The 9,586-nt window shown below is 54.6% G+C and carries 10 protein-coding genes; 6 read left to right on the top strand and 4 right to left on the bottom strand.

Going from position 1 to position 9,586, the window contains the following annotated elements:
* The coding region (locus tag HMPREF9412_RS13465) for an alpha/beta fold hydrolase (RefSeq protein ID WP_036672172.1) at nt 1-698 on the top strand (698 nt) is incomplete at its 5' end.
* Here the strand turns inward: HMPREF9412_RS13465 and HMPREF9412_RS13460 are convergent.
* On the bottom strand, nt 685-1,965 hold the full coding sequence (locus tag HMPREF9412_RS13460) for an adenylosuccinate synthase (protein WP_009592118.1): 1,281 nt from the start codon (nt 1,963-1,965) through the stop codon (nt 685-687). The two genes, HMPREF9412_RS13465 and HMPREF9412_RS13460, sit on opposite strands and share 14 nt — an antisense overlap.
* A gap of 215 nt (nt 1,966-2,180) precedes the next feature.
* Between HMPREF9412_RS13460 and HMPREF9412_RS13455 the strand changes: the two genes are divergently transcribed.
* The 4 genes from HMPREF9412_RS13455 (at nt 2,181) to HMPREF9412_RS13440 (ending at nt 6,763) form a co-directional block, all read left to right on the top strand.
* On the top strand, nt 2,181-3,065 hold the full coding sequence (locus tag HMPREF9412_RS13455; protein ID WP_009592116.1) for a LysR family transcriptional regulator: 885 nt from the start codon (nt 2,181-2,183) through the stop codon (nt 3,063-3,065).
* 254 nt (nt 3,066-3,319) lie between these two features.
* Nucleotides 3,320-4,666 carry a DEAD/DEAH box helicase gene (locus tag HMPREF9412_RS13450; RefSeq protein ID WP_009592124.1) on the top strand — a complete coding sequence of 449 codons (1,347 nt, stop codon included), beginning with the start codon at nt 3,320-3,322 and terminating at the stop codon, nt 4,664-4,666.
* A 127-nt stretch (nt 4,667-4,793) separates the two neighbouring features.
* Nucleotides 4,794-5,546, top strand: coding sequence for an ABC transporter ATP-binding protein (locus HMPREF9412_RS13445; RefSeq protein WP_009592122.1), 753 nt, complete (start codon nt 4,794-4,796; stop codon nt 5,544-5,546).
* Nucleotides 5,543-6,763: an ABC transporter permease gene (locus tag HMPREF9412_RS13440; protein WP_009592121.1), complete on the top strand. Its 1,221-nt coding sequence runs from the start codon at nt 5,543-5,545 to the stop codon at nt 6,761-6,763. The genes HMPREF9412_RS13445 and HMPREF9412_RS13440 overlap by 4 nt, the downstream gene beginning before the upstream one ends.
* A gap of 135 nt (nt 6,764-6,898) precedes the next feature.
* Here the strand turns inward: HMPREF9412_RS13440 and HMPREF9412_RS32075 are convergent, their stop codons facing one another.
* From HMPREF9412_RS32075 to HMPREF9412_RS13430, 3 genes are all read right to left on the bottom strand, one after another.
* A complete protein-coding gene (locus HMPREF9412_RS32075; protein ID WP_009592125.1) occupies nt 6,899-7,021 on the bottom strand; it encodes a hypothetical protein in 123 nt (40 codons plus the stop codon).
* Nucleotides 7,022-7,190: 169 nt separating this feature from the next.
* Nucleotides 7,191-8,489: an aminotransferase class I/II-fold pyridoxal phosphate-dependent enzyme gene (locus HMPREF9412_RS13435; protein ID WP_009592117.1), complete on the bottom strand. Its 1,299-nt coding sequence runs from the start codon at nt 8,487-8,489 to the stop codon at nt 7,191-7,193.
* A 125-nt stretch (nt 8,490-8,614) separates the two neighbouring features.
* Entirely contained in the window at nt 8,615-9,229 is a 615-nt protein-coding gene (locus HMPREF9412_RS13430) for a pyridoxamine 5'-phosphate oxidase family protein (protein ID WP_009592119.1), read from the bottom strand.
* 127 nt (nt 9,230-9,356) lie between these two features.
* On the opposite strand from HMPREF9412_RS13430, the gene HMPREF9412_RS13425 reads away from it, so the two are divergent.
* Nucleotides 9,357-9,586, top strand: a 230-nt coding sequence (locus tag HMPREF9412_RS13425) for a GntR family transcriptional regulator (RefSeq protein ID WP_009592123.1), incomplete at its 3' end; no start/stop codon positions are given.

The following is a 9,586-nucleotide window of genomic DNA, read 5'->3' as shown; positions in this document are numbered from 1 at the left end:
TGAACGGAGGCGTGTGGGATATCGTTGCGGAAGGACTGGGCTATCCGTGTCTGAAGGTTGATTACCCGTCGCGGGAAGAGGCTGCAGGGATGCCCGGGCATCATTTGACGCTGGAGGATTATGTAAGCCATATGGCGGAGCAGGTGAGGGGATGGGATACGGACAGGTTCGTCCTTGTGGCGCATTCCCTGGGCGGGGTGTTGGCCATGGAGCTGGCCGCCAGATTAGCCGAACGGGTAGCCGGATTCGTTGCCATCGGTGCCGCCATACCTAAGCGCGGCGGTTCGTTTGTTTCGGCGCTTCCGTTTCCCCAGAGGATCATCATGCCGGTATTATTAAAAATGGCCGGAACGAAGCCGCCTGAATCCGTGATCCGCAAGGGGCTGTGCAGCGATTTGCCGGAGGAGCAGGCCTCCCGCATCGCAGCAGAGTTCATCCCGGAATCCCGTAGGGTCTATACGGATCGCGTTCAAGCATCCGTACCCCAAGTGCCTAAGCTTTACGTGAAGCTCACCCAAGACAAGGAGTTCGGAGAATCCTTGCAAGAGCGCATGGCAGCCAATCTGTCGGCGGACAGGGTGGAGAGCCTCAGCACCGGTCATCTGCCGATGCTGAGCGATCCCCTTGGTGTCCGGCGCATTCTGGAAGGCTTCGTTGGCCAAGTGAAAGCAAGCCGTGAATCAGCTATCTCATCATAATCTGATCCCGTCTCGGGCCGACGGAGATCGTCTTGACGGGTACGCCAATGGACGATTCAATAAACTGCACGTATTGCTGCGCGGCTTCCGGGAGCTCGTCGAAGGAACGGATATGCGACAGGTCGCATTTCCAGCCCTTCAGCGTTCGCAGGACAGGCTTTGCGGACTGCAGATCGGCCGTTACCGGAAAATGGTCAATGATGCTTCCATCCTCTAATTCATAGCCGACGCATACTGGAATGTCATCCAGATACCCCAGTACGTCAAGGTTGGTGAGAACGGCTTCGGTAGCTCCCTGAATCATGCAGCCGTAACGGGTGGCTACCGTATCAAACCATCCCATTCGTCTTGGCCGGCCGGTCGTAACTCCGTATTCGCCTGCATCGCCGCCAAGGCGGCGGAGTTCATCCGCTTCATCTCCATGCAGTTCGGTCACGAAGGGGCCTGCGCCGACGCAGCTTGAGTATGCTTTAACAACGGCAATGACTTGGCTGATAGCGTACGGCGGAAGTCCTGCCCCGACCGGTGCATAGCCTGCCAGCGTTGAGGAGGAGGTGGAAAACGGGTAAATCCCGTGATCCGGGTCGCGCAGTGCTCCTAACTGGCCCTCCACGAGGATCGGATCGCCTTTCATATAAGCTTGCTGCAGCAGCGTGGTCGTATCCTGGATATAGGAGGATAGGAACTGGAAAGGCTCCAACAGCTGCTTGACCATCTCATCAACGCTCAGCGGGTCCCTTCCGTAAAGATGCTGCAGCTGCACATTCTTGATGTCAAGCATCTGCTCGAGCCGTTCACGAAGTCGTTCGGGGTGTAACAGATCAGCGATCTGAATGCCCAGCTTGGCATATTTATCCGCATAGAAGGGCGCGATTCCGCGTTTCGTGGAACCGAATCCCCGGGCGCCGAGCCGTTCTTCCTCGAGTTCATCCAGCAGCCGATGAATGGGAAGCACGACCTGAGCGCGCTCGGATATAAACAGCTTGGGCGCGGGAACGTTTCTGGCTTCCAGTTCCTGCAGTTCCCCGATCAATACCTCCATATCCAAAGCCGTTCCCGGACCGATGATATTCGTTACGTTTGGATAGAATACACCCGATGGCAGCATATGCAGCGAAAATTTCCCGTAATCGTTGATAATGGTGTGCCCCGCGTTACTCCCGCCCTGAAATCGAACGACATACGACGATTGCGCCGCAAGAACATCCGTCATTTTACCTTTGCCTTCATCTCCCCAATTGGCTCCTACAATGGCTGTGACTGTCAACGTGTTCGCCTCCTACGATCATTTTCTTGTACAGGGCTCATTATATGAGCTGCTTGATTATAAATAAAATTGATATTAGTAATAGTGGACATTAGTTTGGCTTATGTTATACGATTCTTTAGAGAAGAATACGGGTAACGGAGGAATTCGAAGATGAACTCTCGAATTTCAATCCAAGGTTCCTGTTATCATTTGATAAAATCGAGGTCATCATGATGGAAATCAATATGGAGTGGTATCGCGTCTTTTATTGGACTGCGCGGCTCGGCAGTTTATCGAGGGCAGCGGATCATCTGCATATCACCCAGCCAGCCGTCAGCCATACCGTTAAGCATTTGGAGGAAACGATCGGAGGTCCGCTGTTCTTTCGGACCACCAAGGGAGTGAAACTCACGTCCGAGGGCGATGTGCTGTTTCGCTATATCGAGCAAGCCTTCGGTTTGATCGAAATCGGCGAGAAGGCGATCGCGGACATGCATAATTTGCACAGCGGCGAAATCAATATCGGGGCAAGCGATACGCTGTGCAAGTATTACCTGCTGCCGCATTTGGAGTATTTCCACGCCGCCTATCCGGATATTCGCATCCGCATCACCAACCGAACCACCCCGGAAACGCTGTCGCTTCTTAAGGAAGGGAAGATTGATTTTGGCATCGTCCATTTACCGGCTTCCGATAAACAAATCGACTTTCGCTCAAGCTCGCCGATCCATGATTGTTTAGTGGCCGGCAGGTCGTATGCGGAGCGGGCCGGATTACCGCACCCGTTGTCCCTTCACGATATCGGGAACTACCCGCTGCTTATGCTGGAGACCGGCGGAAGCACGAGGAGGTACGTGGATCAATTCGCCGAGCTCCAGGGCGTAAAGCTAAAACCGGAGTTCGAGCTTGGCAGCATCGAGCTGCTGGTACAGTTTGCCCGAAGCGGCTTCGGACTGGCTTTTGTCATTCGCGACTATGCCAACGACGAATTGCAAACAGGCCAGCTGATCGAGGTGCCGCTCGATCCGCCGATTCCCGAGCGCAGCATTGGAATTGCAACGCTTCGAGGCATTCCGCTATCTGCGGCGGCCAAGTCGTTTCTCGCTCTACTGCCCTAGGCATGACCATCAAGCATAGATGAAATAACCTGCATGAAACGCAGAGCACGTCCGTTTCTCATGTTTGATTTGGTGGCAACTCCTGTTTTGGCATATAATGAGAAAGAGTGAACAAGACTCGTTCGAAAAGACGCCTGCTGTACCTTCAATAAAGGAAACAAACTGCACGTAACGGAAGTTTCTACAGCGATATCAGGCAGACGCGCTTTGGAATCATAGACTTCTGATATCTAAAAAAAGGATGAGACTAACATATGACTGGAACTACATTTCATACATTAGGAATAGCGGAGGATTTGTCCTCCCGATTGGCGGAGTTCGGCATTGTCACGCCTTCTCCCGTTCAGGCCGAGGCGATTCCTCCCATACTCGAAGGCAAGGACGTGCTGGCGACTTCCCAGACGGGCACGGGAAAGACGCTTGCTTATTTGCTGCCCGTTCTTCAGGGCATCGATCCGGAGATCAAGGGAGCCCAGAAACTGATTCTCGCTCCGACGCAAGAGCTCGCCGTCCAGATTGTGAGAGAGAGCGAGCGCTACGGGGAAGCCCGCGGAATCGGCGTGCTCGGCCTGATCGGCGGTGCCGCGGCCAAGCGTCAGATTGAGAAGCTGCGGCTGCATCCGCAGCTGATCGTGGGAACGCCGGGACGCGTGCGGGAACTGATCGAAATCCGGAAGCTGAAAATGCACCAAGTGACCACGATCGTGGTGGATGAGGTGGACCAGGTGTTTAATCTGGGCGGCGCCGGCGATGTGGATCGCATTCTGCGCAGTGCCTTGCGCGACCGTCAATTGGTATTCTTATCCGCAACGGTGAGTCCGGAGACGGCCGAGCTCGTGAAGAAGGAGATGGATCAGCCCGTTGAAATCGGGATCGATCCGGAGCGTCGGACGCCGTCCGCGCTGGAGCATTATTATTTCGTCTCGGAAGAGCGCGACAAGCTGGACATGCTGCGCCGCGTGGTTCGGCATTACAATCCCGACCGTGCGATCGTGTTCGTCAATGCCACCGAGGATTTGGCAGAGGTGGAGGCGAAGCTGAATTACCTTGGATTAAACGCAGCTGCCCTTTACGGGGACGCCGACAAGATGACCCGAAGCCGGGTTTTGAACGCGTTTAGAGAAGGGCGCACCAAGCTTCTGGTGGCTAGCGATGTCGCCGCCCGGGGGCTCGATATCGAAGGTCTCGGCATGGTGATCAATTACGATCCGCCTATTGATGCCGAGCATTACACGCACCGCGCAGGCCGTACGGGACGCATGGGGCGGAGCGGCATGGCGATTACGCTTGTCACGGACCGTCAAACGTTCATCATGCGCAAGTTCAATCGCGAGCTGGGCATATCGATCGAAGAACGCGCCCTGTATGGCGGCAAGGTAAGAACCCCGCGTTCCGCGCCAACCGATCGGGGCCAAGGTCCCCGCGGGTCAGCTGCGGGGGCTGCCCGAAAAGACAAGCCTGCCCGAAAGCCCGCTTCCATCAGCGTTAATGGCAAGTCCGGAAACGGCAAGGCGTCGGGCGAGCGTCAAAGTGAACGGGAGCGTGACCGCAAGAACAAGGGCGCTCCGAAATGGTTGAAGAATAAGCCTCCACGGGGCTAAACGCTGCAGCCTCCGCGAGCGTTGGAGCTTGCAGTCATTAAGTTGTTTATGGGTCCGATTCAAGCGGATTCGGTAAGGTCATCATCCGTGTGGATTGGACTCTTTTCAGAATAAGAGGTGATCGATAATGAGCGAACAGCCGGTATTGTCTGTTCAAGGATTAAGCGGCGGATATAGCATAAACCGACCGGTTCTGCATGATGTAACCTTTCAGGTGGAACCGGGGGAAATGGTAGGTTTGATCGGCCTGAACGGCGCGGGCAAGAGTACGACGATGAAGCATATCCTCGGTCTGATGAATCCGCAAAAGGGGACCATCCAGGTCCAGGGGAAGAGCCGCTCGGAGCATTCGGAAGCGTATCACAGCGCCTTGGCTTTCGTCCCCGAATCCCCGCTGCTGTATGAGGAAATGACGGTGCGCGAGCATTTGGAATTTACGGCCCGTTCCTACGGCGTGTCCCGCGAGGATTATGAGACGCGCTCGGCGCAGCTATCGAAGATGTTCCGAATGGAAGAGAAGATGGACAGCCTGTCCACGCATTTGTCCAAGGGCATGCGCCAAAAAGTGATGATCATGTGCGCGTTCGTCGCGAGACCGTCGCTGTACATCATCGACGAGCCCTTCCTTGGGCTTGATCCGCTCGGGATCCGTTCGCTGCTTGACTTTATGCTGGAATTGAAAGCATCCGGTGCTTCCGTATTGCTAAGCTCCCATATTCTCTCGACGATCGAGAACTATTGCGACCGGTTCATCGTGCTGCACCGCGGCAGCATCATTGCTCAGGGGACGCTGAAGGAAATCCAGGATCAAGCGGGAAGACCGGGCATGTCCCTGGAAGAGCTGTTCAATGTGCTGATTCAGGACGGTAAGGGCGAATGAATCTGCGTGAGCTGTATGTCAAACGACGCGGGCAGTTCTGGGGTGAAATCCTTCCCTATCTGGGTTATGTCATACAGAGCGGCGTAGCCGTCGTATTCCTGTTCCTGCTGATTGCATTCGCGGCATGGTATACCGCACTACTGCAGCAAGTTCCGCCAGATCTGCCGATACGCTGGATCATGCTGATTTTCCTTGCGCCCCTCATGATCAACAGCAGCATCCGCACGTATCTGCGCACGGCGGATACGGTGTTCCTCATTCCGCAGGAATCCCGAATGAAGGAATATTTCCGCAAAGCATGGATTAGCGGAGTCATATATAAAATCATCGGCTTGGGATTGGTCCTGCTCATTCTATGGCCTCTATACATACGCAGCGATGCTTCGCCAAAGGCGCTGCTGGCTACGTTTGCTGTCCTGACCGTGTTCAAGCTGCTGTCCAGCTATGGCAGCTGGAAGGAGCAGCTTATGGTGTCACGGAACGCGGCAGCAGCCTATCGGGCACTCCGCTGGATCGTTCCGGCACTGAGCCTGGCTGCCTGGCTATGGCATCCAACGGGCCATGCCCTTCTATTCATGGCGCTGCTCGGCCTCACGTATGTTGCTGCGTTATCCGTTCCCGTCAAACACTTGGTCGCCTGGGAGCGATTAATCGCCGTCGAGCAGCGGCAGGCAAGCCGGGTTATGATGGTGCTGAGCTGGTTCGTGAATGTGCCTCAGCGGGAGCAGCGCGTCCATGCGCGGAAATGGCTGTCCGGATGGGGGAAAGGATTGGCGTGGAAGAAGGAGAGCGCTTATCGTTTTCTTCTTATCAAGAGCCTGACACGCAGCGATATTCTGGGCATTCTGATCCGTGTCGGACTGCTCGGAGCCTTTATCGTATGGGCCACCCGGGATAGCCTGGTATCGGCGCTTGTATATCTGATCAGCCTGATGATTGTCGGGCTCCAATTGTCTGCGCTGCGCAAGCTGCACCCGGAATCGTTCTGGCTGCACGTCTATCCGCTTCCGGAAGGAACTCGCCGCGACAATGAAGGCAAGCTGATCTTCCAGGTACAGCTGTTCTGGGCCGTACTGCTGTGGCTTCCGCTCGTTCCGGGCATCCTTAACGCGCCAGGACGGGTCCTCGGGACGATGGCTGCAGGCATCGCGATTGTGTTCCTGTTCCGAAGCGCCGCTGCCCGAAAGAGCCGGCGCGAAGACGATGACGACGAATAAAACGGGAAGAGGCCGGGACATTAGTGTCCCGGCCTTCTATCGGTGGTTATCGTATGGGTTAGGGTTGGCTGTAGAAATCGCAGTGCGTCGCGTGGCGACCTGCGATTTCTAGTATAGGCTGTTATCTAGTTGTCATTACACCCAGAAAGAACGAGTGATGATAACGAGCAGGATAAAGAGAACCAGGATTGCTCCAACTCCGTATCCACCGCCGTATCCGCCATATCCGCCGTGTCTTACTTCTTCAACTGCACCCATGTTCATTCCCCTTTCAGTTCGTTGATTTATAGTACACGGTATTGTATGTAGCTATTGGTCTATGTGTATGGGCGAGCGTTTAGATATGGCAGAAGAAAAAATAAAGACCGGGGAGAATTCCCGGTCTTTATTTTACCTAAACGGTGATATATTCGGATGCAATGGATCATCAGGCCTTCTGCAGATCCTGAATCCCTTTGTAGACCAGGTCGAACAGATCCTCCAAATACTCCTCGTCAATACAAGAGAAGGCGATCCGGAGATCATGCTCGCCGAGGGCGATGGTTCCTACGCCATACTCATGAATGAGATGGGAGCGGAGCTCCTCGGCGTTTACCGTGTTCAGCTTAAGGCACATGAAGTAGCCGGAGTTGAACGGATAGTACTCCCAAACATCGCCGTATTTGCCGCTGTCGAGGATGGACTTCACTTTGTTGGCTCGGCCCTTCATGATGACGAATTTCTCTTCCTTCTGCTCGTGGAATTCAGGCGATTTCAGCGCTTCCAGAACAAAGGTCTGCGAAGGATGGGAGGCACTGGATATCGTTGCGCGGATAATGCCGAGCGTTTTCTGCTCCAGAGCGTCCAGCACGTCTTTATCTTCAGCCGCATACGTAATGAAGCCGACCCGGAATCCCCAAACGAATTCTTCCTTCGTAGCACCGTCGACTTTCACGGGAAGCACGCGAGGATGAAGGCCAGCCAGGCGTCCGAAGAGCGATTCCTTCAGCGAATCTTCAAAGAACAAGCCGAAATACGCATCATCCGTTACGACGACAACGTTCATGCCGGCCTCGGCAGCTTCCTGGATCGCGGACACGATGGCCGCACCTTCCTCCGCGCCGGGCGTGTAGCCCGTCGGGTTGTTCGGGAAGTTCAGCAGAACGACGGCTTTGCCTTTATCCTTCTGGCTCAGCAGAGCCTGACGAAGTCCGTCGGCGTTAAATTTCATATCGTCCGTGAAGAGAGGATAGGTTACATGAATGCCATGGCGGCGAATGCCGAAGGTCAGCTCGTAATTTTCCCAGTTTTTGTCGGGATAAATGACGGCATCCCCTTCATCCACGAACAAATCGGCTACGATGCTAAGTCCATGCGTCAGCGCATTCGTGACGATCGGATTGCTGAAGCTCTTGCCTTCAAGCGAAGGATTTTCCTGAATCATCTTGTTCCGCCATACGGAGCGAAGCTCCGGCTTGCCGGCCGGAGGGGCATACGGGTACAGATCCTTCGGCTGGTATGCCGAAAGTTTGTCTTGGATGACGCCCAGATGCATCGGGATTCCGCCCTCGGTTGCAATGCCGATCGTAGCGTTATATTTTTTCGCATGGCTCGTCGCTTCCGCGGATTGGCTCAGGATGCCTTCCTTCGGGAAGTAGATTTCCCTGCCGAGTGTGGAGAGCATGTCGTACACATGCGGATTGCCAGCTTGCATTTTTCCATTCAATTGACCAACCAATGGGTTCATGAACTGATTCCTTCCTTCCGAATACTTTTGGTTAAGGTAAGAGCAGGTGACAAGTTGCCTTTACGTTTTCATTGCCTAACATTATACCACCTACCCCAGGAACCGTCACGGATAAATGTAACGCTTTAACGCGGTCCAGGGTGATACTTGCAAATCAGTCCTGCCGTCTCCTCGTCCCGATTCTTGCCGCGGCATTCCAGGCCTTCGACGACGGCTTGGAGCCGATCCGGCTTCAGGTTCTGGCCGAACTTGAACTTGGCGCTCATCCGCTGCGGAGTCAGCCGGATGACGGCTACCCCTTTCAGTCTGGAGGTGTAAGCCCGGTCGTTCGCGTCGATGGCGCGGTATCCGCCTTCAGGCTGCAGCTTTTGCATCAGCGCCTCCATCGCAAGCGCTTTTTCCTCCAGATCGTCTACAATCACGGCCTCGCCGATAGCGGTAACGCTTTTGAAATAGGCCGTGGCCGGGCATGCCATCTCGGGGTCGGAGAAATAGGAAGGGATGAGGGCATACTCATCCGCTATGGTGAAGCATACGGCGGGCGTCCGGCGGAGATGGTCCATTTTCTCACCCATCCGGCTGCCGTGAAAATAGAACGCTCCGTTGACATAGGCAAAATTCAAAGGCGTTACACGTGGGATTCCTTCCTCATCGGCCGTTCCAAGGAAACCAAAGCTCATCCCGCGAAGGAAGTTCTCGATCTCTTGGGGATCCTCCATCGCAAATTCGTCTCTTCTCATGGTTACATGCTCCCCCTATCATTTTGAATAACAGCATACGATGTTCATTGACAAGGAAAAAGCGCCAATTTAGAGTAATTTATATAGTCCAATTTGATCGTAATCCCAAAATAGAGGAGACATCGCCATGGAGCTTGGATTGCCGTTCGAGACCTATGTGGAACAATATCGATTTAAATATTTGGCTCTGTACCACGCGATTCGCGCCGCGATTCATAGCGGCAAGCTGCCGGAAGGAACGAGGCTTCCCGCAACCCGCGAGCTGGCCAGGCTCTACGGGGTGTCCAGGGGATCGGCTGCGCAGTGTTATGACATGCTGATGGCCGAGGGCTACGTCGTATCCCGGCAGGGCAGCGG

It is taken from the genome of Paenibacillus sp. HGF5, from assembly GCF_000204455.1.
GTDB classification, from domain to species: domain Bacteria; phylum Bacillota; class Bacilli; order Paenibacillales; family Paenibacillaceae; genus Paenibacillus_AQ; species Paenibacillus_AQ lautus_A.
The sequence above is the reverse complement of the archived record's forward strand: the minus strand, read 5'-3'. Positions and strand labels throughout refer to the sequence as shown.

Excerpts from the sequence above, each read along its gene's own strand:
- HMPREF9412_RS13435 (WP_009592117.1), bottom strand. The coding sequence starts at position 8,489 with ATGAACCCATTGGTTGGTCAATTGAATGGAAAAATGCAAGCTGGCAAT.
- HMPREF9412_RS13445 (WP_009592122.1), top strand. The coding sequence starts at position 4,794 with ATGAGCGAACAGCCGGTATTGTCTGTTCAAGGATTAAGCGGCGGATAT.
- HMPREF9412_RS13430 (WP_009592119.1), bottom strand. The coding sequence starts at position 9,229 with ATGAGAAGAGACGAATTTGCGATGGAGGATCCCCAAGAGATCGAGAAC.
- HMPREF9412_RS13450 (WP_009592124.1), top strand. The coding sequence starts at position 3,320 with ATGACTGGAACTACATTTCATACATTAGGAATAGCGGAGGATTTGTCC.
- HMPREF9412_RS13440 (WP_009592121.1), top strand. The coding sequence starts at position 5,543 with ATGAATCTGCGTGAGCTGTATGTCAAACGACGCGGGCAGTTCTGGGGT.
- HMPREF9412_RS32075 (WP_009592125.1), bottom strand. The coding sequence starts at position 7,021 with ATGGGTGCAGTTGAAGAAGTAAGACACGGCGGATATGGCGGATACGGC.
- HMPREF9412_RS13455 (WP_009592116.1), top strand. The coding sequence starts at position 2,181 with ATGGAAATCAATATGGAGTGGTATCGCGTCTTTTATTGGACTGCGCGG.